This is a genomic window from Terriglobus sp. ADX1, assembly GCF_036877645.1.
GTDB lineage: Bacteria > Acidobacteriota > Terriglobia > Terriglobales > Acidobacteriaceae > Terriglobus.
The window spans coordinates 13,483-36,881 of the sequence record NZ_JAEDXV010000033.1 but is presented as its reverse complement, the minus strand read 5'-3'; the positions used below and the strand labels follow the sequence as shown (position 1 = coordinate 36,881).

23 protein-coding genes are annotated in these 23,399 nt (G+C 59.4%); 15 read left to right on the top strand and 8 right to left on the bottom strand.

Annotation, left to right across the window (positions count from 1 at the left end; genetic code table 11):
- Positions 1-10: 10 nt before the first annotated feature.
- Positions 11-922, top strand: coding sequence for a polyprenyl synthetase family protein (locus JAO32_RS17340; protein WP_334242720.1), 912 nt, complete (start codon positions 11-13; stop codon positions 920-922).
- Between the two features lie 5 nt (positions 923-927).
- Entirely contained in the window at positions 928-1,293 is a 366-nt protein-coding gene (locus JAO32_RS17335) for a metal-sulfur cluster assembly factor (RefSeq protein ID WP_334242718.1), read from the top strand.
- A 74-nt stretch (positions 1,294-1,367) separates the two neighbouring features.
- On the opposite strand, the gene JAO32_RS17330 is transcribed toward JAO32_RS17335, so the two are convergent.
- From JAO32_RS17330 to bshC, 3 genes are read right to left on the bottom strand one after another with little or no spacing between them, the layout of a single operon-like run.
- Positions 1,368-2,774: a glycoside hydrolase family 28 protein gene (locus JAO32_RS17330; RefSeq protein ID WP_334242717.1), complete on the bottom strand. Its 1,407-nt coding sequence runs from the start codon at positions 2,772-2,774 to the stop codon at positions 1,368-1,370.
- A 27-nt stretch (positions 2,775-2,801) separates the two neighbouring features.
- Positions 2,802-3,119 carry a hypothetical protein gene (locus tag JAO32_RS17325; RefSeq protein ID WP_334242715.1) on the bottom strand — a complete coding sequence of 106 codons (318 nt, stop codon included), beginning with the start codon at positions 3,117-3,119 and terminating at the stop codon, positions 2,802-2,804.
- Positions 3,120-3,156: 37 nt separating this feature from the next.
- Positions 3,157-4,773, bottom strand: a complete 1,617-nt coding sequence (bshC, locus tag JAO32_RS17320; protein WP_334242713.1) for a bacillithiol biosynthesis cysteine-adding enzyme BshC — start codon at positions 4,771-4,773, stop codon at positions 3,157-3,159.
- A gap of 57 nt (positions 4,774-4,830) precedes the next feature.
- Between bshC and JAO32_RS17315 the strand changes: the two genes are divergently transcribed.
- The 5 genes from JAO32_RS17315 to JAO32_RS17295 all read left to right on the top strand — a co-directional run bounded on the left by JAO32_RS17315 (position 4,831) and on the right by JAO32_RS17295 (position 8,927).
- Complete coding sequence (locus JAO32_RS17315) at positions 4,831-5,532, top strand: NUDIX hydrolase (protein WP_334242711.1); 702 nt, start codon at positions 4,831-4,833, stop codon at positions 5,530-5,532.
- Positions 5,533-5,704: 172 nt separating this feature from the next.
- Positions 5,705-5,920, top strand: coding sequence for a cold shock domain-containing protein (locus JAO32_RS17310; protein WP_047497695.1), 216 nt, complete (start codon positions 5,705-5,707; stop codon positions 5,918-5,920).
- Between the two features lie 110 nt (positions 5,921-6,030).
- Positions 6,031-7,800 carry a DNA polymerase/3'-5' exonuclease PolX gene (gene polX / locus JAO32_RS17305; RefSeq protein ID WP_334242708.1) on the top strand — a complete coding sequence of 590 codons (1,770 nt, stop codon included), beginning with the start codon at positions 6,031-6,033 and terminating at the stop codon, positions 7,798-7,800.
- Positions 7,801-7,805: 5 nt separating this feature from the next.
- Positions 7,806-8,384, top strand: coding sequence for a hypothetical protein (locus JAO32_RS17300; protein ID WP_334242707.1), 579 nt, complete (start codon positions 7,806-7,808; stop codon positions 8,382-8,384).
- Positions 8,385-8,522: 138 nt separating this feature from the next.
- The gene (locus JAO32_RS17295) at positions 8,523-8,927 is read left to right on the top strand and encodes a DUF6326 family protein (protein ID WP_334242705.1); all 405 of its coding nucleotides are present in this window, start codon (positions 8,523-8,525) and stop codon (positions 8,925-8,927) included.
- 61 nt (positions 8,928-8,988) lie between these two features.
- On the opposite strand, the gene JAO32_RS17290 is transcribed toward JAO32_RS17295, so the two are convergent.
- Both JAO32_RS17290 and JAO32_RS17285 read right to left on the bottom strand, forming a co-directional pair.
- Positions 8,989-9,705, bottom strand: coding sequence for an energy transducer TonB (locus JAO32_RS17290; protein ID WP_334242703.1), 717 nt, complete (start codon positions 9,703-9,705; stop codon positions 8,989-8,991).
- A gap of 75 nt (positions 9,706-9,780) precedes the next feature.
- Positions 9,781-10,596 (bottom strand): hypothetical protein, encoded by an 816-nt coding sequence (locus JAO32_RS17285; protein WP_334242701.1) that lies wholly within the window; start codon positions 10,594-10,596, stop codon positions 9,781-9,783.
- A gap of 82 nt (positions 10,597-10,678) precedes the next feature.
- Here JAO32_RS17285 and JAO32_RS17280 point away from each other — a divergent pair, with 82 nt between their 5' ends.
- The 5 genes from JAO32_RS17280 to JAO32_RS17260 all read left to right on the top strand — a co-directional run bounded on the left by JAO32_RS17280 (position 10,679) and on the right by JAO32_RS17260 (position 15,130).
- The gene (locus tag JAO32_RS17280; RefSeq protein ID WP_334242699.1) at positions 10,679-11,698 is read left to right on the top strand and encodes an NAD(P)/FAD-dependent oxidoreductase; all 1,020 of its coding nucleotides are present in this window, start codon (positions 10,679-10,681) and stop codon (positions 11,696-11,698) included.
- A 124-nt stretch (positions 11,699-11,822) separates the two neighbouring features.
- Entirely contained in the window at positions 11,823-12,959 is a 1,137-nt protein-coding gene (locus tag JAO32_RS17275; protein ID WP_334242697.1) for a citrate synthase, read from the top strand.
- A 71-nt stretch (positions 12,960-13,030) separates the two neighbouring features.
- The gene (locus JAO32_RS17270) at positions 13,031-13,990 is read left to right on the top strand and encodes a hypothetical protein (protein WP_334242696.1); all 960 of its coding nucleotides are present in this window, start codon (positions 13,031-13,033) and stop codon (positions 13,988-13,990) included.
- 42 nt (positions 13,991-14,032) lie between these two features.
- On the top strand, positions 14,033-14,731 hold the full coding sequence (gene cmk / locus JAO32_RS17265) for a (d)CMP kinase (RefSeq protein ID WP_334242694.1): 699 nt from the start codon (positions 14,033-14,035) through the stop codon (positions 14,729-14,731).
- A gap of 198 nt (positions 14,732-14,929) precedes the next feature.
- Positions 14,930-15,130 (top strand): cold-shock protein, encoded by a 201-nt coding sequence (locus JAO32_RS17260; protein ID WP_047497671.1) that lies wholly within the window; start codon positions 14,930-14,932, stop codon positions 15,128-15,130.
- Positions 15,131-15,215: 85 nt separating this feature from the next.
- Here JAO32_RS17260 and JAO32_RS17255 read toward each other — a convergent pair whose 3' ends face one another.
- Positions 15,216-17,258 (bottom strand): hypothetical protein, encoded by a 2,043-nt coding sequence (locus JAO32_RS17255; RefSeq protein WP_334242690.1) that lies wholly within the window; start codon positions 17,256-17,258, stop codon positions 15,216-15,218.
- Entirely contained in the window at positions 17,177-19,189 is a 2,013-nt protein-coding gene (locus JAO32_RS17250; RefSeq protein WP_334242688.1) for a DNRLRE domain-containing protein, read from the bottom strand. Before JAO32_RS17250 ends, JAO32_RS17255 begins: the two co-directional genes overlap by 82 nt.
- A gap of 252 nt (positions 19,190-19,441) precedes the next feature.
- Here JAO32_RS17250 and pgm point away from each other — a divergent pair, with 252 nt between their 5' ends.
- Positions 19,442-21,106: a phosphoglucomutase (alpha-D-glucose-1,6-bisphosphate-dependent) gene (gene pgm / locus JAO32_RS17245; RefSeq protein WP_334242686.1), complete on the top strand. Its 1,665-nt coding sequence runs from the start codon at positions 19,442-19,444 to the stop codon at positions 21,104-21,106.
- Positions 21,107-21,208: 102 nt separating this feature from the next.
- On the opposite strand, the gene JAO32_RS17240 is transcribed toward pgm, so the two are convergent.
- Entirely contained in the window at positions 21,209-21,532 is a 324-nt protein-coding gene (locus JAO32_RS17240) for a ComEA family DNA-binding protein (protein ID WP_334242685.1), read from the bottom strand.
- 336 nt (positions 21,533-21,868) lie between these two features.
- Between JAO32_RS17240 and hisI the strand changes: the two genes are divergently transcribed.
- Both hisI and hisG read left to right on the top strand, forming a co-directional pair.
- Entirely contained in the window at positions 21,869-22,219 is a 351-nt protein-coding gene (gene hisI, locus JAO32_RS17235; RefSeq protein ID WP_334242683.1) for a phosphoribosyl-AMP cyclohydrolase, read from the top strand.
- 143 nt (positions 22,220-22,362) lie between these two features.
- On the top strand, positions 22,363-23,241 hold the full coding sequence (gene hisG / locus JAO32_RS17230) for an ATP phosphoribosyltransferase (RefSeq protein WP_334242681.1): 879 nt from the start codon (positions 22,363-22,365) through the stop codon (positions 23,239-23,241).
- Positions 23,242-23,399 lie beyond the last annotated feature (158 nt).

Sequence of the window (23,399 nt, the reverse complement as noted above, 5' to 3'; positions counted from 1 at the left end):
TCACCCACACATGTCTGTAGATTTTTCGCAACTCGTTCAGGAAGGCGTAGCCCAGACCGACGCAGCGTTGGAACGCCTGCTGCCCGGCCCGGATGCGCAGCCGCACAACATCCATCGCGCCATGCGCCACAGCGTCTTCGCGGGTGGCAAACGCTTGCGCCCGCTGCTGGTGCTGGAATCCGCTCGCATGATCAACGGCACGTTGCCCGATGGCGCGGCCGACGTAGGCGCAGCTGTTGAAATGCTGCACACCTACTCGCTGATCCATGATGATCTGCCCGCGCTGGACAATGATGACCTGCGCCGCGGCAAGCCCACCTGCCACGTGGTCTACGGCGAAGCCATGGCCATCCTCGCAGGCGACGCGCTGCAAACGCTGGCTTATGAAACCCTCGCCAAGCTGCCCGGCGATGCGCTTGCAAAGATTGAAATCGTTAAGGAAATCGCCATTGCCACAGGCACCGGCGTGGGCTACGACGGTCTGGCTCCCGGCATGATCGGCGGCCAGGTGTGGGACATTGAAGGCGAAGGCACCAAGCCCACCGCTGAACGTGTGGAAGCGATTCACCGCTCCAAGACCGGCGCGCTCATCACCGTCTCCATCGTTGCGGGTGGTCTCATCGGCGGCGCGTCCGCGGATGAAGTCGCCAGTCTTCGCCGCTTTGGACAGAAGGCCGGACTCGCCTTCCAGATCGTGGATGACGTGCTGGACATGACGCAGAGTAGCGAAGAACTGGGCAAGACCGCTGGCAAGGACACAGCTACGGACAAAGCCACATGGCCCGCTGTCTTTGGCATCGAAAGCAGCCGCGCAACCGCCGCTGAACTGCTGCGCGATGCTCTTGCGGAACTTGATCGCTTTGGCACAAACGCTGACCGCCTGAAGGCCGTGGCCCGCGCTCTGGTTGAGCGCACACACTAATCCCGATGCTTACCGAAGACGATGTTCGCGATGCGCTCCGTGTCTGTTTTGACCCGGAACTACAGGTGAACATCGTCGATCTCGGCCTTGTTTACGGCATCACGATCACACGCGACGAAGAAGCTCCGGGCTTCGAGCCCCGCTACCTTGTCCACATTGCACTGACGATGCGTGCGCCAAACGACGAGCGTGAAGCTCTGCTCATTGGACAGGTGCAAAACCGCCTTGCAGGTATGCGTGAAGTGAGTCGCGCCACCGTCGAGGTTGTATGGGAACCCGCATGGACTGCTGACCGCATGACGGCTGCGGCACGCCAGCAACTGGGTCTTGATCGCCCTGCAAAGCAAGGCCTCATCAACATCACGCTCTAAGCAAAGCGCGTCATTCTGAGCGAAGCCGAAGGACCTGCTTTCTTCTCCGCCACTACAACGCAACCGGCAGGCAGCTACGGTTTCAACGCGGCCCCATACTTCACCTGCGATTGCCCCTGAAGCTCTGCGTTGTCCGTAAACTTCAGCACACTGCCATCCTCAATCTGCAGCTGGATATCACTCAGTTTCAGATTTCGTGTGTTTGCAATGCTTCCCGCAGACTTCGCTGCAATCGTCACATGATCGATCACGAAGTTATCCAGCGTCGCATTCGGATACGCCGACATATCGATCGCAGTTGTCGCATTCTTCGCGTCGATGTTCCAGATGTGAATATCGTGAAAGTGCGGCAGCCCTTTCTCCGGTGGAACAGGCGTTGTTAGTGGAATCCAGTACGGCGGCACCGTCTTCGGGTCAGCATCTTTCGGCAACGTGGCATAGCTGTACGACGGGTTCCAGTTCAGCGTCACCTTGATCGGCGTCTTCACACCGTCGAGATGTAGATCATGCACACGCAGGTTCTCACCAAAGCCACCGCGCACACGAGCACTCTTAATCAACACGCCGTTGCTTACGTTCTTCTCAGCGGTCAGGTTGTACGCTTCCACGTTGCGGAATCCTCCTGACGTCTCGCTGCCAAACGTCACTGCAGCGGCACCAGAGCGAATCACCGAATCATGAATCACCACGTTATACGTGGGCCGATTCACTCGCAGACCATCGCTGTCTCGTCCCGCCTTCAGACACAGCGCGTCGTCATTCACATCAATGTCTGCGTGCTGTACCTGGATATCGTGCGAGCTATCGATATCAATGCCATCCGTCGAAGGCCCCTTGCCACCGATGTTGTTGCGGATGGTTACACCATCCACCATTACATCGTGCGAGTAGCAAATGTGTACCGTCCAGAAGCCGGAGCGATGTAACTGCAATCCACCACCAAGCTTCACGTCCGACGAATCAAATACCTGGATCAGCCGAGGCCGTTTCGCGTCGTAATCGCTGGCCCAGCGTAACCCCTTGGGTTCATACGTCGCGCGCAGATCCCAGTAGCTCTTCCACCAATAACTGCCATCGCCATCGATGGTTCCTTCGCCGGTAATCTGCACATGCTGTTGCTTGTAGACATTCACCAGCGCCGCGGGCCACGTCATCTCAATCCCCGCAACGCGCGTGGGCATCTGTGGATATGCACTCAGCGATTGAATGCCGATTAACGTAACACCTTTGGCGATCTCAAGGTGCGTGTTGCTCTTCACAAAGATAGAACCGATACGATACGTGCCCGGAGCAAACGTCACGGTATCGTTATGTCGTGCGGCCTTATCCAGCGCGCGCTGAATGGCCTTTGTATCATCCGCGGCACCATCGCCCTTCGCGCCAAAATCATTCACACGCAACGTAGCCGCATGCAGCGAAGCAGATGCCAACAATACCAGCGGCAACAGGCCACGAAGCAAGAAGTTTACTTTCCTAACCATCGCAACCCGTTTCCTATTCTTGAAGAACTAATCCAGGTCAAACTCACGGAAGGGCTTGCCCGTATCGGGCGATTCCTTCGCCTTACGGAAAGCCTCTTCAAACTTTGCATTCAGGATGCTGTCGCGATTCTTCTGCGCTTCGACCGACTGCGCAAAGATGTTGTCGCGGCGCGCATCGTTCTCGCGCGCCGCCTTCGCAGCCGAGCCCAAATCTTCAAACGTGCGCTTTCGCGGAGCGGGTGTGTGAGCAATGATGGTCTGCGTCACGGGATCGATGCGCAGCATCGCGCCACAATCCGGACACAGCACTTCAAATCCGATTTCCTTCGTCTGCTTCTTCGCCATACGCAGAGGATTTTACGCCCTCTACGCGCACTATGGTTTAGATGTCGAAGACGCGATGGCCCGGACACTCCTGCTCCGCGTTCTCCACCAGCATCCTCGGCAGATCTACCGTGCTCACAGCAAGGAACTGCGCGCCCGCCAGCAGACGTTCCTGCACGTGGCCATTCGGAAACAGGTTCAGCGTCATCGCCTCAGCATGTTTACGCAGGAAGGTTTCGCGCTCCAGTTGCCAGTTCGCAGCCAGTCGCCGCAGGCGGTTCATCTGGTAACGCATCTTGTTCGCGGCAATGGAAGCGCTGTGGCCCAGATTGCTGTCCATCGCCCCCATCCACTGCTCCACTTCCTTCAACTCCGCATCCAGTGCATTTCCCGCACCGGCAATCTTGCGCTTGCCTTCAATGGGCATAGCGCGCGCAGCCAACCGCTGCGAAAGGGCATCAGCCGTGGTCAACGCATCGCGGAAGCTCACCTCATGCTGATCCATCACCTTCCGAATGGCATCCGGCACGACCGTTCCGGAAAGACGTGGCAGAATCGGCGTTGGCGCTCCCAGAATCGCTTCGTAGAGCGGCTGCAACTGCGCAAAATATGCAATTTCAGCGGGGCCACCGACATAAGCCGACGTGGGCAGAATCGCATCCTGAAACACCGGCCTCAACAATGCATTCGGGCTGATGCGTTCGGGCTCCGCATCCAGAATAGCCAGCAGTTCGTCTGCGGTATACACCCGCGAACCGGCCTTCCATTCGCTGCTTCCTGCAACATGCTTCAGCGCAACGCGGTTGCCGTCTTCGCCAACGATGAACAGCAGCGTGCTGTCGTCATGCACCAGCACCTGCGCGCCATAGCCCGCAGCTGCCAGATCATGATTGCGCTTCACAACAGAAGCATGAAGAGCATCGGCATCTTCAATTGCCGCACGCATCACCGGCGCACCCATTTGGTGGAACGCACGCGTGCTGGCATCAATCACAATCAGCCCAAACTCTGCGAAGACACCGGCGATGAATTTGCCGAACGCGGTAGCCAGCGTGTCCTGCGGCGTATAGCTGCTGCGCAAAAGCTCCGTAATGGGCGCGTAGGCCAGCAACTCTTCTGCTTTCTCCAGCACGGCTTCAATCTGCGGGCCCAGCACCAGGTTCCCCACCGGCTGCTGGCGATGTTGCGGGAAGGTGGAGTGCAACGTCTCCACTCCATGCTTCGCCAGCAACGAAACCTGATTCACTTCATCCAGATCATGGTCTTCGGTCGCCATCCAGAAAATGGGCACATGCGGCACACCGCGTTCGCTGGCCACCTGCGCCTTGCGAACCGCCGTGGCAGCCTTCATCAGCGTTAGCAGCGGCCCGCCAAGCAGGCCTACCTGCTGGCCTGTGACCACCGCCTTTGCGCCATTACGAAGTTTTTCCAGATTTGCAAACGTTGTGTCACTACAACCAAATACCGTGGCCTGTTCCGTCAGCGCATCCACCAGAACATTGCGCTCCGGCTGCAGACGTACCGACCGCCCCTGCATCCAGCGGTCGTCAAACGGGCTAGCCGCATAAAAACGGCGCACCGGGGCATCCGGCGCAGCCGTGCGCAGCTCCGTGTAGTCCACGAAGAGCCGCGACAAATGCGGAAGAACGGTGATCGGATAACACTCAAGACTCATAAACAGGTCACTGCTTCCGCTTTTGAACGGGGTCCGCTATAGGATGGCACGTCCCACGTGTTGGATGCAGGTTTTGATACGTTGATTGCTATGGCCAAGCGTATCGCAACCACCCAGCCCGTAAAGAAGACGAACAAGAAATTCACAGAGTCTCCTGCAAAGAAGTCCGTCCCCGCCGTAAAGGCTCCCCGACTGCCGAAGGGCAAAGCGCAGATCCTGTCCTCGAAACAGACGTACAAGGGCAAGGTCTTCAGCGTATTTACGGAAAAAGTACGCGAACCCAACGGCGTGGAAGCCATCCGCGATGTCGTTCGACACTCCGGCTCGGTCGTTGTGTTAGCCGTAGATGAAAGCACCAACCCCGCCGATCCCCTCGTCGTCATTGAGCGCCAGTTCCGCCATGCCGCTGACCAGTACCTGCTGGAGCTTCCTGCGGGACGCGTCGAACCCGGCGAGAAGACCCTGGCCGCGGCCAAGCGCGAACTGATTGAAGAGACCGGCTACCGTGCCAAAAAGTGGACAAAGCTTGTCCGCTACTACGCAAGCCCCGGCTTCGTGGCAGAGTGGATGGAAATTTACCTGGCAACCGGCATTACCGCAGGCACAGCGCAGCCAGAGGACGATGAAAAGATTGAGGTTCGCCTTCTACCTCTATCGGAACTGGTGCGCATGTGCGCCGCAGGTGAGATTCACGACGGTAAAACCATCATTGGTGCCCTCAGCTACGCCCAGCGTCTGCGCGCTCTTTCAGGGAAGTAGTACTGGTCTTCCATGTCATGAAATGGCATGGGAGGCTGCGCTACCAATTTCTTGAAAAAATTACCTCACCTTGCGCCCAAATTGGATTTTGCGCGTCTATCAAGCACCATCCTCGCGACGGATAATCCAGCGAGCACGAAGGCCGTGATGGTTGCGCAAGTGGTGAGCACGAGTGGCACAGTACAAGGGCACAGTGAAGTGGTTCAACAATGCAAAGGGCTATGGCTTTCTGGGACGCGATGACGGCGGCGCGGATGTTTTCGTGCACTACAGCGCGATCCAGTTGGATGGCTATAAGAGCCTGAAGGAAGGCGACCCGGTGGAGTTCGACGTGATTCAGGGCTCCAAAGGACCGCAGGCCGACGCAGTTATTCTGACGGCAGCCTAAACACTTCGTTCACGGCGGTTCGAAACGGGCGGGCTTCCAACCCGCCCCAACTCCTCTCCGCGCAACGAAGACTCACAACTAAGCCTGCGCCAATGTAGTCTCATGTCCGTATGGACAACATCACCATGGCGCGCCTGCTGGAAGAAACCGCGGCGCTGCTGGAGATTGACGCAGCCGACCCTTTTCGCGTGCGCAGCTATCGGCGCGCAGCAGAAGCTGTCGAACAGCAGACCACACCTCTCGTCACCCTCATTGACGATCCCAAACAATTGCTCACCATTGGCGGTATTGGCAAAGGCATGGCCGCGAACATTGTGGACATGGTTCGCACTGGCTCCATACCGTTGCGCGATGAGCTACTGAAGAAGTACAAGCCTTCCATGCTGGAGCTGCTTCGCCTACCCGGCATGGGGCCAAAGACGGTTGCACTCATGTGGAGCGCGCTCGAAATCTCCAACATCGACGAGCTGGAAACCGCCGCCAAGGCTGGCCATCTGGCCAAGCTGCCCCGCTTCGGGCAGAAGCAGGTCGACAAGCTGCTGAAAGGCATTGAGGACGCGAAGAAGCATAGCGGTCGCTTCCGCATTGATAACGCGACGGAGATCGCCGAAACCATCAGCAAACTCATCCGTGAATTTCCTGGCATTGAAACCATCACACCCGCAGGCTCGCTACGACGCGGTAAGGAGTCGGTTGGTGATCTTGATCTTTTGGTCACCGGACCTGCATGTGAACCGGATGTGGTCAGCGCGGCGGTAGAACATGTGGCATCACTTCCGCTGATCGACACGCTGATCGCTCGCGGCCAGAACAAAGTGAGCTTTACGCTACGCAATCAACTACAGGTGGACGTGCGCCTGCTGCCACGCGCCAGCTACGGCGCGGCGCTGCAATACTTCACCGGCTCCAAGATGCACAACGTGCTGCTTCGGCAGAAGGCATTGAAGCGCGGCTACACACTCAGCGAATACGCGCTGGCACGCATGAATCCGCAGGAAGGCGAAAGCGCCATCGTCGCTGCAGCCACTGAGGAAGAAATCTACGCCGCGTTAGGCATGCAATGGATTCCGCCGGAGCTGCGCGAAAACTGCGGCGAACTGGAAATGGCAGAGGCCAATACGCTGCCGCAACTGATCACGCTCGATGACATTCGTGGCGACGTCCATATGCACACAGTTGCCACAGACGGCAGCTACACCATCCGCGAGATGGCGGAAGGCGCATTGCTGCGTGGCTTGAAGTACATTGCCATCACCGATCACTCAAAGAACCTGGCCATGACCAACGGCCTGGACGATGCACGCGCACTCGACCATATCCGCGCCATTCATGCAGTGGATGCAGAGATGGAAGGCCGCATCCGGGTCTTCGCAGGCATTGAGGTAGACATTCTGCAGGACGGCTCGCTGGATCTGGAAGACGAAACACTCGCGCAGATGGACGTGGTGATTGGCAGCATCCACTCTGCCTTCAACCTTCCCGCAGACGAACAAACGGAACGCCTGCTGCGCGCCGTTGAAAATCCATACCTGCATATCCTGGGCCATCCCACAGGCCGCAAGGTGCTCAAGCGCGATCCTTACCAGTTCGACATGGATATGGTGCTCCGCCGATGCGCAGAGCTTGGCGTTGCCGTAGAACACAACGCCGCCCCTGCACGCGCCGATCTTAGCGATTTGAATCTGCGCAAAGCGAAATCGCTGGGCTGCAAAATCAGCGTGAATACGGATGCGCATTCGCTCGAAGACATGGACAAGATGCGCTTCGGCATCACACAACTTCGTCGTGCATGGCTTACCAAAGACGACGTTTTCAACACACTCGAGGTTGAGGCGTTTCTCAATGCGCTTCGTCCCCGTCCAACGCAGGTGAGAGCATAGAACACATGGCAGAGATGAAGCTGGACGGTGGCGATAAGCAGCAACGCGGCATGCTGGTGCCCATTCTGATTGCGCTGGCAATCCTTGCAGCAGCAGGCGCATGGTTTGCAAAGGTGTATCTGCACCCTGAGGTCACAGCCACCGCAGGTCCGTTGCAGACCTTTGAATACACGGCGAAGTATGCACGCGGCGGCGGCATGCTCGTTGGTGAAGATCAGACAGACGTTGTCACGTATGTCATCGCCGACATCGCATTGAAGGACAACACCGAAGTCCCGCTCTTCCTGAAGGGCATTGACGGCACACTCACCATGGAAGACGGCACGATCATGACTGCAAGCGCGCTGGAGAAGACAGACCTGCCGCGTCTCGCCGCCATGTTCCCGGACATGCAGCCGAAGCTGGATGCCGTTGCACCCGCACCATTACTGCGTGAAAGCACCATCGCTCCCGGAGCCACCGGCCACGGCTACGTCATCTTCGCGTACAACGTGCCGCAAGCCGTATGGGACAAGCGCAAGGCTTCCGATGTAAGCATCAGCTTCTATCACCAGGAAACAGTAAAGGTGAAACTGCCGAAGTAGCGCCGGTTCTGCTGCGGAGCAGCTTGCAGAATTAGCTGAATAAAGGAACATCCGGCTTGCACCGAGCGTATAAGTTCTCAAAGGCAGACACGCACGAAAGAGTGGCGACAGCCATATGCCTTACGTAAGGACGAACTCTTGCTGGACGACATCAAAGTACACACTAAGTTCAAGCTCTCGGCACTGTGGTGCTCCGTTATGTTTTGCTACATCTACGGTGACTACTTCGAGCTGTATCAGTCTGGAAAATTGCAGCAAATGCTTGCCGGCAGAACTGCACTAGGTCCGGCAACCCAGGCAACGCTGCTGGGTATGTCGACACTCATGGCGATCCCAAGTCTCATGATTGCCTTGTCGCTCCTGTTGCCCGCGACAGCAAATCGTTGGCTGAATATTGTTCTCGGAGTCCTGTATTCAGTAATCATGCTTCTGGCGATTCAGGGAAGCTGGCACTTTTATGTGCTTTTCGGCTTGATAGAGATTGCTCTCACCGTCGCGATTGTTTGGTATGCCTGGATCTGGCCAAAACGATTGGCTTCGTAAGAGTTGTGTGGGAACAGGGAGCAGCCCCGTTCCCACACGCGAGAGCAAGGACCTTCAGGGCTCATCCGCCGAGCGAGAAGTTTACTGTGATGGTTGTCTCCACATCGGTTGGCTCGCCATTCAACAGGTAAGGCCGATACCGCCACGTCTGTACCGCAGCCACCGCACTGCTGCGAAGCATCTCCGGCCCTGAGATGACAGTGAGCCGCTGCATCTCTCCAGTCTTCGAGATGATGGCACGCAACACCACCGCTCCTGACACGCGCGCGGCCTTTGCAATTGCGGGATACACAGGTTCATTTCCAGAAAGCCTGTTGCCTGCAATCACTCCACTGGAGATGAGCACTGGAGCAGTCACCTTCGGTTTTGTGACAGTTACAACTGGCGGTGGTGCGCCAGTACCAAGGGCAGCGGCAATACCATTGCCGCTATCCATCGCTCCAACAATGGGCATTCCGATGTTGCTGCCCACGACCGGAGGAGGATCATCATGACCACGATCCACCGTGTGCGGAATACTCGTTGGAGCCGTGAATACATTCATCACAGCCACTGGCTTTATAGCGCGTTGTTGCGTGGCTTGCTGAACAGGTGCAGCGCGTGGAGGAGGCGGAGGCGCTGTCACCGTGGACATCAACGATGTCCGTGGCAACGCCTCCGGATACAGCAGTGGAACCAGGATCATCGCACCGACAACCATTGCGTTGAACGTGGCCGTGACCCACACAAAGCGACTGGAGTTTGACTTCAGCGCGCCCGATGATTCAACGATCGACATCTCGAACATAAGCAGTCCCATCTGCGAGAGAGAGTGCTGGGACTGTAGACACCGCCGCCAATCGTTTTGTTACAGCTATTGCCCCTTCGGGACAGATAAATATCCCGTCACCTGGTTCTTTGCCACGTTGTTCACCACAATCTCAAACAGCGCCGGGTTCTTGCCGCTGTAGAACTGAATGGGCTCGTACAAGGTCTTGTCCTTCTTCTCAATGTTGCGATCGTCCGAGCTTACGTTGAGTGTGAACTTGCCCTTCTTCTGGTCGACCTTCTTCAACTGCAGCTTCACAGACGACAACAGCGTGGGCTGCGCGCCCTTCTGCAGCGTGAACTCGTAGTAGGTGCGGTCGCCCTTGTGCTTCAGTTCTTCCAGCTCATCGTGGTTCTTCGCAATCAGGCCGCTCATCACGCCCGCATCGCCCATGGTGCGCTGCAACTGTGACTTCGTATCCGCCAGATCGGCCTTAGTGGCAGCGACATCTGTCTTCGTGGAACCGAGGTCGGTCTTCACAGAACCCACATCAGTCTTCACAGAAGTGACGTTCTCGTTCAACTTTGCTTCCGCTTCTTCACGCTTGGCATTGTCAATGTTCTGCTGCTTCATGATGGCCGCAGCCTTGGCATCAAGCTGCGCCTGCGTGGTGCCCAGCCTCTGCGCAAACGTCTCTGAAGCTGCACGCGACCGCGCATCAGACGCGTACATGCGTTGTTGCAGCGTGCTGGCGCGTTCGTCCGCCATGGCCAGTTTTTCTTCGGTCTTCTGCAGGCGGTTCTGCAGCATGAAGGACCATATCAGCGCGCCGATGGCCAAAAGAATGGAAAATGCAACAGCAGCGGGAAGCAGCCCGGCATAAGAGCGCTGTGCGTCGGTATGGGAAATCTGATCGTCCACGGTTCCTCCACGGATACTCTGCGGCTCGTTATCTGATGCCGCTGATTTCGAATCACGCATGGTGCGAACTTAGAATAGACGCATGCGATCCCCCGATGTTGTCATTGCTGGTGCCGGACTGATTGGCCTCTCATGCGCCCTGGAGCTGCGAGCCGCAGGCGTGGCCGTCACCGTGGTGGAGCGTGGGCGCGCCGGACAGCAGGCTTCCTGGGCCGCAGGCGGCATGATCGGGGTCAACGATTCCACCCACCCGCATCCGCCGGAACTGATGGCCATGGCTGAACACAGTGGCAACCTCTATCGCGACTATCTGGAGATCATCGCCGAACGCGGAGGCACCCGCGTCCCGTACGAAACGGAATGGGTGTTGGAACAGGCCGAAGGATGGCGTCACCACCGCACCACGCTTTCCGCACTCGCTGGACCGGGTTATCGTCGACACGCAGAACCCAGCCTTGATCCGCGCAAGCTTTTTGCCGCGCTGCGCGACGCCGTGACAAAGTCTGACATCACCATCCAGGAAGACGCACCGGTTCGCGGCGCATTTCAGCGCGAAGGCGGTATCGACGTCCGCGTGAAGGACAGCGTCGTCTCCTGTGGCACCTTTCTCGACTGCACCGGCGCGTGGAGTCCGCCGCCCGTGCATCCCGCCAAGGGACAGATGCTGCGCCTGAATGCTCCGGGCGCCATGTCCGCGCGCGGCCTGGGCAACATCGTCGTGCGCACGCCGGACATCTACCTGATTCCGCGCCTGAATGGCACGATTGTGATCGGTTCCACGATTGAAGACGCAGGCTTCGACCGCACCGTACACGACACGGATATCCAGCATTTACGCGCCGAAGCCGCTGCTCTACTGCCTGCTCTTGGTGACGCGCCAGAGGTGGAGCGCTGGGCCGGTCTGCGGCCTGACACCCCTGACCATCTGCCCCTGATGGGGCGCACGGGCGACCACTCCTTCGTCGCCGCAGGACACTTCCGCAACGGCATTCTGCTGGCTCCCGCAACCGCGCAGGCCATGGCGGAACTCATCCTCAACGAACCTCCCGTACTTGACCTGCAGGCCTTCCGCCCGCAGCGATTCTCGGAGTACGCCGCCTGAAGTCAGGATTCCCCTGGACCGAGTAGCGCGATATTCGCGCAGACGTGATGACAACCGCACAGACCTTTCGATATAACGGCGGTTTATAAGGCTGTTTTGTCCACCTACTCAGGAGTCCTCATCCATGTCGCAGGCAGTTGCCCCACGCGGGCTTGAAGGGATTGTTGCTACGACCTCCGGCATCTGCTGGATTGATGGTGAGGCGGGCGTCCTTTCCTATCGCGGCATCGATATTCACGAGCTCGCCGCCAAATCCACTTTCGAAGAAACCACGTACCTGCTTTGGTTTGGCACACTGCCCACCGCCGCGGAACTGGAAGACTTCAAGCAGAAGCTGGCGGCCACGCGCACACTTCCTGCCAGCGTCGTCACCTTCCTGAAGACGCTGCCCAAAGAAGCCAGCGTGATGGAAGTGCTGCGCACCACCGTCAGCCTGCTCAGCATCGGCGACCCGGACGACACTGACTCCAGCCATGAAGCCAACGTTCGCAAGAGCTTCCGCCTCACCTCGCAGATCGCCATGATCGTGGCGTACTTCGATCGCATCCGCAAGGGCAAGGCCATCGTGGAGCCCGACACCAAGCTCAGCCACGCCGGCAACTTCCTCTACATGCTGACGGGCGAAAAGCCCATCACGGAAGCGGAGAAGGCATTCGACGTTGCGCTGATCCTGCACGCTGACCACGAACTGAACGCATCCACCTTCGCCGCGCGCGTTATCGCCGCCACCCTGAGCGATGTGCACTCCGCCATCACCGGCGCCATCGGCGCGCTGAAGGGACCGCTGCACGGCGGCGCGAACGAAGCCGTCATGAAGCTGCTCTACGAGATCGACGCCGCAGGCGCGGACCCCGTGGAGTATGTGAAGAATCTGCTGAACAACAAGGTGAAGGTCTCCGGCTTCGGTCACCGCGTGTACAAGACGGAAGACCCGCGCGCCACCCACCTGCGTCGCATGTCCAAGGATCTTGGCACCGCTGCAGGCAATGCCAAGTGGTACGAGATGAGCGAGAAGATTGAAGGCTACGTGCGCGGCGAAAAGAAGCTCAACGCGAACGTCGACTTCTACTCTGCCTCCACGTACACCACGCTCGGCATCGACATGGATCTGTTCACGCCCATCTTCGCAGTAAGCCGTATCTCCGGCTGGGCGGCTCACGTCATCGAGCAGCACGACAATAATCGCCTGATCCGTCCGCGTGCGGAGTACACCGGCCCGGCTTATCCCGCGCCTTACGTTCCGCTCACGCAGCGTTCGTAATTACCGGCTCGATTGCCACGAAGCGCCCTGCCCGGCTAGGCTTTATGCTTATGCGGGCAGGGCGTTTCTTTTTGCGATTGGGTCTTGGGGTCATGGTGGCCACGGGAGTATCCGCTGCGCAGACCGCAACGCCGCAAGCCACCGCAACAGTTCAGAACACAAAGACCATGTCTGACCAGGAGTTGGCATTGGCCGTCGCCAACAGCCTTGGCCCAGCGGGCATTGTGCCTCGCACCACCGGCTTCAACGCCAGTGTGATCTCCAGTTCGCAATACGATTCCATCACCGGCTGGGCCAACATTCTGACCCCAAGCCTCGCGTGGCGATTCAATCGCTATGTCAGCGCCGATGTCGCTACGCCGCTCTTTCTGTACATGCGTTCGCAACGCATGGTGCAGCCTCCTACCGGGCCGCCTTACACAGACACCACGATCCGCCACGGCCTCCCCGGCGACACAACCATGGCGCTTCATCTCAGTTCGAAGGGCTTCACCACGGGCAAGCTGGGTGACTTCAACGACGTGCTCACCGGCTCTCTCTCCGCTCCAACCGGCTCCGTACAGGACGGCATCGGCGCAGGCAAGGTGACCTACAACGTCACCAACCATCTGCAATCCGCCAGCTTCCTGGCACCGTATGTTGACCTCGGCATCGGTTCCACCAGCCGCCTGCAGAACCGCCGCGTGCAGCGTTCGCAGACATCGCGTGGCGAACTCGCAAACTTCGGCGTAGGCGTCAGCCTGGCACTACCCCGCGCTTCCACGCTTTACCTGGAGGGCTACGAGCAGCTCCCGCTGGGCACGCAAACCGTTTACCAGGTGGACCCACGCTCCGGCCGCCCGGACGCCACACAGAACTCCAACGGCCTGGCCGAAGACAACGGCATCAATCTCTCCGTTGACGTCCCGCTGGTACCACATCTCACATGGTCAGCCTTCTACAGCCGCGGCCTGCGCCTGCATGAAGACACGGTAGGATTCGCATTTACCCTTCTGCTTCGTAACCCCCATCGGAAAAACACCGACCGCTAAGACGTGGCACGCAGGCCCCACTCATCCGGCACAATAGAAAGAATGACTTCTGCTTCTCCGAACGAAACGCGCCACGGTCTGATTGTGGCGATTGACGGTCCCGCAGGCGCGGGCAAGAGTACCGTCGCTGCGCATCTGGCGCGCACCTTTGGCCTGCTCAATCTGGAAACCGGCGCCATGTATCGCGCCCTGGCTCTCAAGGCCCTCCGCAACAACGTTGTTGTGACCGACGGCGCAGCCGTCATCGCACTCACCCACAACACCGCCATCACGCTGGAACCCGGCGCCAGCGGCAACCGTGTTCTTCTCGACGGCGAAGACGTCACCGCTGCCCTGCGCAACCCTGACGTCACGCAGGCCGCCTCGCAGGTCTCCATCCACGGCCCGGTACGTGTGTGGATGGTCAACGCGCAACGCGCCCTTGGGCTCGCAGCAGCTTCAGGCGTTGTTATGGAAGGCCGTGATATCGGCACCGTAGTTTTCCCCGATGCCGATGTGAAAATCTTCCTCGATGCCAGCGTGGAAGCGCGTGGTGATCGCCGCTTTGCGCAGCAGCCAGCTACCGAATCCAAGGAAGATCTTCTCCGCGACATGCGCGAACGTGACAAGCGTGATCGCGAGCGCACAGAGAGCCCTCTACGCCCCGCAGAAGATGCCGTTCTGATCGATACCACCGGCATGACGCTGGATCAGGTTCTGGAACGCGCCGCCGTAATCGTGGCAAACGTCGCTCGTCATTAGCCACACTACAAATAGGGTCGCCAGACTTCCGTGTTTCTACGAAATTGTCGAATACCCTGTTTTTTCTGAGTAAATTTTCTGTTTCATGCTAGTCTAGGCGCAATCGTTAGAGACAAAGTGGTCATTCCCCCGCCAAAAGCGGTTGACCCCTTGTATTCAACGGCAGACTCGAACAAAGAAGAAGAGGGACCGGGCTTTATGGAACAGGGCACAGTGAAGTGGTTCAACGACGCAAAGGGATTCGGGTTCGTCAGCCGCGAGAATGGCGAGGACGTGTTCGTGCACTACTCGGCAATCCAGTCCAACGGCTTTAAGAGCCTGCAGGAAGGCCAGGCAGTGCAGTTTAACGTGGTGAAGGGACCCAAGGGCTGGCAGGCGTCGGACGTCACGCCGCTGTAAGCCATCTGCAATAACCCACGGCAGATTCAGAGGGCAGTCTTCCCAACGGAGACTGCCCTCTCACGCATACCCAGACTTACGGCTTCTAGTTACACGTGAACTGCGTGTACAGGTACGACGTCGCCGTAGCAATGGTTGAGATGTAAAGCGATACAAAGGCACCGGAACCCAGTGTTCCCGGCCCTGCGCATGTTGTCGTGGTGTTTGGCGCCACAGTGCAGGCCGTGGACGGATTCGCGCTCATGTTTCCTGGCGTTCCCGTCCGAATGGTGACTTGTGCATTCGTCGTCTGCCCACCCGTCGTGGCAGCGGCATAGTAATACGCCTGAATACTGGCCAGATTGCACGTGGAGGGAAGCCATCCCAACACAGCTCCGGTCTCCGTGGTGGCGTGCGCGTCGGCAACGGCGTTGTGATACTGCGCCGCACCATTCGGCACCGTGTGCACCGTCGTGAAAAACGAACCCCCACCACTACTGGAAGATCCTGCAGGACCGGTTGGCCCCGAGGGGCCGGTCGCACCTGTGTCGCCCTTGGGGATGGTGAAGTCCAGCAGGATGTTCGACGAGTCTGTGCTCACATTCTTCACAACGGCAGCCGTCCCAGCATCGCCGGTATGCGTGGCATACACACTGATCGAAGGTGCCGTTCCCGCCGCTCCTGTTGCACCCGCAGCCGCCAACAAAGCCCATGCCGACGCGCTGTTTGCATCGCCCACCGGATGAACGCTGCTACTGGCCGCGCGCGCAAAGTACGCCGAACCGTTGTAGGTAACCACGCTCGTGGGTGCATAAGAAACGGAAGTATCCCACGCTCCCAGGAACGTCAGCCCCACCGCGCCGGTCGCACCTGTATCTCCCTTCGGCAACGTGAAATTCAGAACCGCCGCATTCGAAGTTCCTGTGTTCGTAACAACGGCCGCTGCACCGCTGGTCACGGTACCAATCGAAACCGTTGCAGGCCCCGGACTTCCCTGCGAAGCCAGCAACTCCCAATCACCCGTGTTGTTCGCCACAGACGTCGCCGGATCAGCGGTATTCGTGCTCCGCTTGGACACATACGAAGAACCAGCTTCATACACTACGTCACCCGTGCTGTATCCAATGCCGGTCAGCCACGTCCCCTTGTACGTGAGCCCCGGCGACCCGGTAGCCCCGGTCGCGCCCTGTGGAATGGTGAAATTTAAGACCGCTGCACTGCTGGTGCCCGCATTCTGCACCACCACACTGCTCCCGGCGGCTCCTGTCGTAACGCTCCCTACCAGAATCGTTGCCGCTGCACCAGCGGCACCGTTCGTTCCATTGGTGCCGTTCGCGCCCTGCTGCCCGGTCGCGCCCGCAGCCGCCAGCAGAGACCACAATCCTGACGATCCGGGTGTCACCGCCACATTCACATCTGACGTGGACACGTACGCCGATCCGCCATACGCAACCGCATCACCCGTCACATACCCGGTGGCTCCGTTCCAAGCGCCCTTCCACTGCAATCCCGGAACACCCTGCGGCCCGGTCGCGCCCGTAGCTCCCGGATTGCCCTGCGGCCCCTGAGTTCCCTGCACGCCCTGCAAACCCGTCGCGCCCGTATCACCCTTCTGCGCCAGCAACTGCCACGACGGACTGACACCCGGAGCATTCCCCGTCACCGCCTCATAAGCGATGTACGACGACCCGTTGTAAGAAACCGCATCACCCGTCACATACGCCGTCGTCGCCGACCAAGACCCCAGAAACCGCACCGGCTGTCCCTGCGCTCCGGCAGGCCCCACCGGCCCCTGTACCCCCTGCGAACCTGCGACTCCCTGTGGACCTGCAACGCCCTGCGGACCCACTGGCCCCTGCGCGCCCGGAGCTGCAATCTGCTGCCACCACAGCGACGACGAATCCGGCGGATTGCCATGGTTCGTCGCCTGCAACGAAAGCCACGTGCCACCCGCATAGGTCACCGCATCATGCAACGCATAACTGGTGCTGCTGTTGTAAGCACCCACGTACTGCATCCCGGCAATGCCCTGTGGCCCTTGCGCGCCTGTGTCGCCGGTATCGCCCTTCACTCCCTGCGGCCCCGGTGGTCCTTGAACTCCCTGAAGTCCTTGAACTCCTTGCACACCCTGAGGACCGGTCGCACCCATTGCAGCAAGCAGTGTCCAGTCCGAGGCGAACTCTCCGGCTCGTTCCCATGATTCGTTCCGTGGAGAGATAACCAGCTCTGCCCCTGCCATGCCACGGCATCATTCGCGGCGTAATTCGTGGTGGACACGTATGTCCCTTGCCATGTCAGCCCAGCTGGCCCCGGACTACCCTGTGGCCCCACTGGCCCCGTCGCGCCCTGAGGCCCCTGCGCGCCATCGCGACCGGCTACGCCCTGCGGCCCCGTGGAACCCGCAGGCCCGGTAGGCCCCTGGGGACCAGCCGCGCCCACCATTCCCGCTGGCCCCTGCGGCCCCACCTCGCCGGTGTCGCCTTTATCGCCCTTCACACCCTGAGGCCCCTGGGAGGTCAATGCTCCCCAGTAGGTGGGCGAACTGTCCGGGGTATTACCAAGATTCGCATCCACCAGCGAAGCCCACGAGCCGCCCTGCCACACCACCACATCGCCCACAGCATAGTTCGTGGCAGAAGCATATGCCCCCTGGTACACGAACCCGGGACGCCCCGTAGCCCCCGTCGCACCCATTGGACCTTGTGGACCAGTATCGCCGGTATAGCCGCGCTCCCCCTGTGGCCCCTGCGGGCCAGTGGCTCCCGCAACACCCTGCGGCCCCTGAACCCCAATGGCCGCCGGCACCAGCACAGCCCAGTCATTCATCGACACATCCGGCGCATTGCCGTGATTCGCATCATGCAGCGAAACCCAGGCCGTGTTCTGCCACGTCACCACATGGTTCGTCGGGTAGCTCGTCGTCGAGACATATGCGCCATCAAATAAAAGCCCGTTGATGATGGTCGTGATCGTCGCTGGATTCGTCGAAGCCGGCACCAGCACAGCCCAATCACCCGACGATGTATCCGGCGTATTGCCGTGATTCACATCATGCAGTGAAACCCATGCCCCACTCTGCCAGGTGACCACCTGGTTCGTGCTGTAGTTCGTCGTGGACACATACGCCCCGGCATACTGCAGCCCATTCCCCGTAGATGACCCGCCACCGCTCGCAGGAACCAGCAATCCCCATGATGCTGTCGACGTACTCGGCGTATTCCCGGTATTCGCATCCACCAGTGACACCCACGCGGCATTCGCTGACGTGACCACATCGCCCGTCGCATACAGCGTCGTCTGGCTCCACGCGCCCCTGTATGTCATGCCCGGTGCGTTCGTCCCCGGATCGCCCTTGTCCCCCTTCGGCCCTTGCGGCCCCACAGGCCCCTGCGGTCCAGCAGGACCACCCGCAGGACCTGCCGGTCCCTGCGCGCCCGTGGCTCCGGTGTCGCCTTTATCGCCCTTCGGTCCCTGCGGTCCCACCGGCCCCACCACACCGCTGGTCAACGCAATCTCCAACTCCGCAGGATGAGCCGTCGTATCGCTTTCCTTGCTATCCAGCGCCACATCCGCCGTAGTCGCCGTCAACACCAAACCAAAATTCGTTGTTGAAGCGTTCACCCATGCCTGCACCATCGCCGTGACGTCCACCGTCACAAACTGCGCTTCATCGGTTACGGCAAATACCTGCGCCACCGTGCCCGTAGCAGGCAGCGTCTGCGCCGTCACCGCGCCTTCCGCCCATGCTCCTGAGACGGGCGCAACACCCACCACACCCGGCGTATTCACACGGTTCACATACAACCGCAACGTGGCCCGGCTGATCTGCGACCCTGTCGTACCCGGCGGCAGCGTGCCCAGGTCAAACCGCAGGAGAGCCGTGCTGGTGCTGTTGATGTACAGATTGCTCAACGAACCAAAGTTGACGGACGCACGCCCCGTATCCACGGCCGTATCCGCGACCAACGTCGCCGTCTGCCCGTGGACACACCCCGGCAACAGCAACAGGCCTGCAAATGCCAGCGCAGCGGGAACGGACTGCCTTCGCACAGTCCGCAACGAAGTCAAACACAATTGCATGCGGCGTAATCGTCAACTCACAACACAGGACGCAAAGGCCATGTACCATCGGGGCCAGTCGCTGTCCGTATGCCGATTCAGGAGAGCTACAGTGTAACGACAGAACCACATCCACTCCGCCGTCACGGCAACACACAAAGAACAATTTCCGCATCTAAGCAGTCGTAATCCCAAAACGGGAATTGATACTCCCGCGATACACTCGCAGGGTTCGTTCTGCACCGATTTGTTTTTCTTTGAGGAAGCACACTGATGAGCAACAGCCCGAACGCTGGCAAACTGCCCGATCCACATCACCTAACGGACCTACCCCGCCTCGTCTCCGCCTACTACACGCTGCATCCTGACGTGGACAACGCCGCGCAGAAGGTCAGCTTCGGCACCAGCGGCCATCGCGGCTCCGCGCTCCACGGCGCATTCAACGAGGACCACATCCTCGCCATCACGCAGGCCATCTGCGAGTACCGAGCTGGACAGAAGATCACCGGTCCCCTCTTCCTCGCCGCGGACACCCATGCCCTCAGCGAACCCGCCTTCCGTAGCGCCCTTGAAGTCCTGGCAGCCAACGGCGTTGCCACGCGCATCGACGCTGGCACACCTGAAACCAACGGACAGCCCGGCTACACGCCGACCCCTGCGCTCTCGCACGCCATCCTCGTCTACAACAAGGGCCGCAAAGACGGCCTGGCCGACGGCATCGTCATCACGCCCTCGCACAACCCGCCCGAAGACGGCGGCTTCAAGTACAACCCGCCCAACGGCGGCCCCGCCGACACCGACGTCACCGGCTGGGTGCAGAACCGCGCCAACGACATCCTTAAAGCGAAACTCACAGACGTGAAGCGCGTGCCGTTCGAACAGGCACTTAAAGCATCGACCACCACAAAACACGACTACATCACCGAGTACGTAGACGGCCTCTCCACCATCGTCAACATGGAAGCCATCGCTGCCAGCGGCCTCAAGCTCGGCGTCGATCCCCTCGGTGGCGCTGGCGTTTACTACTGGCAGCGCATCGCCGACAAGTACAAGCTGCCGCTACAGGTACTCTCCACCATCGTCGATCCAACCTTCCGCTTCATGCACATCGACTGGGACGGCAAGATCCGCATGGACTGCTCCTCGCCCTTCGCTATGGCTGGCATGATCCAGAACAAGGACCACTTCGACGTAAGCTGGGCCTGCGACACCGACCACGATCGCCACGGCATCGTCGCCAAATCCACCGGCCTGCTGAACCCCAACCACTACCTCGCCGTCAGCATTGAGTACCTCTTCGACAACCGCCCCAACTGGCGCAAGGACGCTGCCATCGGCAAGACGCTTGTCTCTTCCTCGATGATTGATCGCGTCGGCGCAGGCCTCGGCCGGAAAGTCCTCGAAGTCCCTGTCGGCTTCAAGTGGTTCGTCAACGGTCTCTCCGATGGCTCGCTCGGCTTCGGCGGCGAAGAGTCCGCAGGCGCATCGTTCCTGTGCCTCGACGGCAGCGCCTGGTCCACGGACAAGGACGGCCTCATCATGGGCCTGCTCTCCGCAGAAATGACCGCGCGCACCGGCAAGGACCCCGGCCAGCTCTACCAATCGCTCACCGAACGCTTCGGCAATCCCGTCTACCAGCGCATTGACGCCGCAGCCACCAAGGAAGAAAAGGCTAAACTCGGCAAGCTGTCGCCTGAACAGGTCACCACCAAGGAACTGGCAGGCGAACCCATCACCGACATCCTCACCAAGGCACCCGGCAACGGCGCATCCATCGGCGGCCTGAAGGTGGCAACGAAGAACGGTTGGTTCGCCGCCCGTCCTTCCGGTACAGAAGACGTCTACAAAATCTACGCGGAAAGCTTCCAGGGTGAAGACCACCTCCGCCAGATTCAGGACGAAGCCAAGCAACTGGTCAACGCCGCACTGAAGGGTTAAACAAAAGAACAAACAGAAGTGCGCCAGCTTCATGCAAAGCCGCAATGCACATTGCGTACTTTGCGCGAACCTGGCGCACTTTGCGTTCTGCTGCTGCTTTGCTTACTTCTTAACCTGCTTTGCCACAATCTGCGACGAAATCTTGTCATAGGTCGCCTTGGGCACAATGCCGCGCGACACAAGCTGGTTCTTCGCCGTGTACGGACGACCATCGATGATCTTCTTCGAGTACACCTGGCCAATGCCCGGCAGCGCCTGCAACTGGTCCAGCGACGCCGTATTGATGTCCAGCGGATCACCCTTTGTTGTGGGCGTCGGGGTCGGAGCAGTAGCCGCAGCCTTGGTTACGGACTTGCTCTGTGCGTGTGAAGCCGGCAGCAGCATCAGTGCCAGCGCGAGAACGGGAAGCGAGCGGAAAAATTTCATGCGAAATGCCCTCCAAAGAGTACTTCCGTAAGGAAGATACGCCACCACAACGCCGCTGCATAGACGGTTGATATTGCTCTTCATCGCACTGTAATCATTGACATACCAGCGCACCGCGGGTAGCCTTATAGCTGCAATGCTCGTTCGCACGCACCATCACGGCCACCATCACCACGCGCACATCAGCGCGACGGCGGCGGTATCCGGTGCAAAGCGGTAGACGAAGGCAGCAAGCACAGGATTCGATTCATCACCAGCCCGCCCGAGCGATGCTCACCGGCGGGCTTTGTTGTGTCCGCCTCATCGCAAACGGCACACACGGAACTTGAGGAACGTATGACCACAGCAGCAGCCACGCAACCCACCATCGACTTCGCAAAAGCAGGCGGCCTCGTCCCCGGCATCGTGCAGGACGCAGCCACCGGCCAGATGCTCATGCTCGGCTTTCTGAATGAAGAGAGCTACCGCCGCACCCTGGAAACCGGCTTTGTCACCTTCTTCTCACGCACACGTAACAAGCTGTGGATGAAGGGCGAAACCAGCGGCAACCGCCTGAAGATTGTCAGCGTCCGCACAGACTGCGACTTTGACACGCTGCTCTTCCAGGTCCAGGTCGAAGGTGATGGCCTCGTCTGCCACGAAGGCACCGTAAGCTGCTTCACCAAAGAAATCGAAATCGGCAAGTAAATTGGGTGCCCCAGGTTCGCGAAGCTAACCTGGGCAGCGGCAAAGCCGCTCTCATCGAGCGAAGCTCGATCGGTGGGAGCAGCGGGCTTTAGCCCGCTGACATAACCAAAAATTCAGGGAGGGGCTTCAGCCCCGGAAAGCGAATGACAGTGAGCAAACTCAAACTCGGCATCCCAAAGGGTTCCCTTCAGGACGCCACCATCGACCTCTTCAAGCGCGCCGGCTGGCAGATCAACCCTTCGGGCCGCAGCTACTTCCCTTCCATCAACGATCCTGAAATCGAGTGCATGCTCGTCCGCGCACAGGAGATGGCTCGCTACGTGGAAACTGGTTCGCTCGACGCTGGCCTCACCGGCAACGACTGGATTCTCGAGAACCTCTCCGACGTCGAGCGCATCACCTCGCTCACGTACAGCAAGGCCAGCCGCCAGCGCGTGAAGTGGGTTCTCTGCGTCCCTGAAGACTCGCCCTTCCAGAAGCCCAAAGACCTCGAAGGCAAAGTCATCGCCACCGAACTCGTCGAGTACACCAAGCGCTACTTCGCCGAGAAGAAGATCAACGTCAAGGTCGACTTCTCCTGGGGCGCCACCGAAGTGAAGCCGCCCATGCTCTGCGACGCCATCGTCGAAGTCACGGAGACCGGCAGCAGCCTCCGCGCCAACCGCCTCCGCGTGATCGACCTTTTGATGGAAAGCGAAACACAGTTCATCGCCAACAAGAGCGCGTACACCGACCCCTTCAAGAAGCAGAAGATCGACAACCTCGCACTCATGCTCAACGGCGCCATCAACGCGCTCTCGCAGGTCGGCCTCATGCTCAACGTACCCAAGGCAAACCTCGACGAAATCCTTGGCCTCTTGCCAGCGCTTTCTTCGCCAACCGTCTCGCATTTGAAGGACGAAAACTGGGTCGCAGTGAACACCATCCTCGACGAGAACACTGTCCGCGAAGTCATCCCCAAGCTCAAGGCAGCAGGGGGCAGCGGCATCGTTGAATACCCGCTGAGCAAGGTCGTTCTGTAACAAACACGGGTGCCCCACGTCTCGATTCTGAGACGTGGGTATAGCGCAAAGCGCGCCCTAGCGAAGCTCATACGGTCGAAGACCGTCATCCTGAGCGAAACGAAGTGAAGTCGAAGGACCTGCATTCCTCTCGCATCACGGGAATGCAACAAGGAACG

Coding starts and splice junctions, on each gene's coding strand:
- JAO32_RS17340 (WP_334242720.1), top strand. CDS start 11: ATGTCTGTAGATTTTTCGCAACTCGTTCAGGAAGGCGTAGCCCAGACC.
- JAO32_RS17335 (WP_334242718.1), top strand. CDS start 928: ATGCTTACCGAAGACGATGTTCGCGATGCGCTCCGTGTCTGTTTTGAC.
- JAO32_RS17330 (WP_334242717.1), bottom strand. CDS start 2,774: ATGGTTAGGAAAGTAAACTTCTTGCTTCGTGGCCTGTTGCCGCTGGTA.
- JAO32_RS17325 (WP_334242715.1), bottom strand. CDS start 3,119: ATGGCGAAGAAGCAGACGAAGGAAATCGGATTTGAAGTGCTGTGTCCG.
- bshC (WP_334242713.1), bottom strand. CDS start 4,773: ATGAGTCTTGAGTGTTATCCGATCACCGTTCTTCCGCATTTGTCGCGG.
- polX (WP_334242708.1), top strand. CDS start 6,031: ATGGACAACATCACCATGGCGCGCCTGCTGGAAGAAACCGCGGCGCTG.
- JAO32_RS17300 (WP_334242707.1), top strand. CDS start 7,806: ATGGCAGAGATGAAGCTGGACGGTGGCGATAAGCAGCAACGCGGCATG.
- JAO32_RS17290 (WP_334242703.1), bottom strand. CDS start 9,705: ATGTCGATCGTTGAATCATCGGGCGCGCTGAAGTCAAACTCCAGTCGC.
- JAO32_RS17280 (WP_334242699.1), top strand. CDS start 10,679: ATGCGATCCCCCGATGTTGTCATTGCTGGTGCCGGACTGATTGGCCTC.
- JAO32_RS17275 (WP_334242697.1), top strand. CDS start 11,823: ATGTCGCAGGCAGTTGCCCCACGCGGGCTTGAAGGGATTGTTGCTACG.
- cmk (WP_334242694.1), top strand. CDS start 14,033: ATGACTTCTGCTTCTCCGAACGAAACGCGCCACGGTCTGATTGTGGCG.
- JAO32_RS17260 (WP_047497671.1), top strand. CDS start 14,930: ATGGAACAGGGCACAGTGAAGTGGTTCAACGACGCAAAGGGATTCGGG.
- JAO32_RS17255 (WP_334242690.1), bottom strand. CDS start 17,258: ATGGGTGCGACCGGTCCTCAGGGTGTGCAAGGAGTTCAAGGACTTCAG.
- JAO32_RS17250 (WP_334242688.1), bottom strand. CDS start 19,189: ATGCAATTGTGTTTGACTTCGTTGCGGACTGTGCGAAGGCAGTCCGTT.
- pgm (WP_334242686.1), top strand. CDS start 19,442: ATGAGCAACAGCCCGAACGCTGGCAAACTGCCCGATCCACATCACCTA.
- JAO32_RS17240 (WP_334242685.1), bottom strand. CDS start 21,532: ATGAAATTTTTCCGCTCGCTTCCCGTTCTCGCGCTGGCACTGATGCTG.
- hisI (WP_334242683.1), top strand. CDS start 21,869: ATGACCACAGCAGCAGCCACGCAACCCACCATCGACTTCGCAAAAGCA.
- hisG (WP_334242681.1), top strand. CDS start 22,363: ATGACAGTGAGCAAACTCAAACTCGGCATCCCAAAGGGTTCCCTTCAG.